1 protein-coding gene is annotated in these 826 nt (G+C 54.2%); it reads right to left on the bottom strand.

What is annotated here, in order from left to right; genetic code table 11:
- Positions 1-26: 26 nt before the first annotated feature.
- On the bottom strand, positions 27-826 hold an 800-nt coding region (locus A7D27_RS28575; protein ID WP_305884691.1), incomplete at its 5' end, for an RHS repeat domain-containing protein.

Genomic DNA, 826 nt, shown 5'->3' on the forward strand with positions numbered 1-826 from the left:
TACTTACTTGTGGATGCATATCTTCCTCAGAAGAGAATTGGTCTAATTGGCGGCACTTTGTAGTTTGGGCATCGCTGATTATGGATGCTTGCTTTCTGATTGAATCGTGTAATCGCGCTTTGTGCGGCAGCCACGTCTTGTTCACTGGCTGATAGGCCGTAGAGTTCAAGGATAAATGCCCTTGTGGCAAGCAAACTTTTCTGGGCTACGTAGCAACCATCGTCTCCATTGGGATCGTCTTTCGAGCATTGCCCCGTAGGCTGTTTCGGCGGGGGGAATAATGGTACGACGTTGGATTCTTGGCCAATGGATGGGTAGTAAGCACTAATCGGGGTAATTAGGCCGCCCATACCAGGCATCACTCCGACTCCTCGAACTCCTAGCGGCTGCTGTGCAGTTCTAGCAAATAGCCCATCGGGGTCCGAAGACCTTAAAGGATTTCCCTCTACATACCCATAGGTATTCAGCCCTCCATCCAACCCAATCGGGTCACTCTCGACATAACGCCCGGTCTCCGGGTCGTAATCCCTGAAGTAGTTGTAGTAGAGCCCACTGTGCGCATCAGCGATCTGTCCGGGGAAACGCAGAATCACGTCAATGGTGCTGCCGTGGGTCTTGGGTTGCCCGATGCCAAAGGCATCGCTCTGCCAGCTCCACACCAAGTTGCCGCTCTGGTTGGTGGCCAGGCGTGGGGTGTTGAGGTGGTCGCTGTGCAGGTAGGTGAGGGTGGTGCTGTCGACAACGGTGCCGGCGAAGTTGTAGGCAAGGTCGATCTGGGCGATGGGCAGGTCATCGAGCCAGACGTAGTAGCTGGCTTTGCTCTTTC

It is taken from the genome of Pseudomonas sp. 1D4 (assembly GCF_001728925.1).
In the GTDB taxonomy this organism is placed as follows: domain Bacteria; phylum Pseudomonadota; class Gammaproteobacteria; order Pseudomonadales; family Pseudomonadaceae; genus Metapseudomonas; species Metapseudomonas otitidis.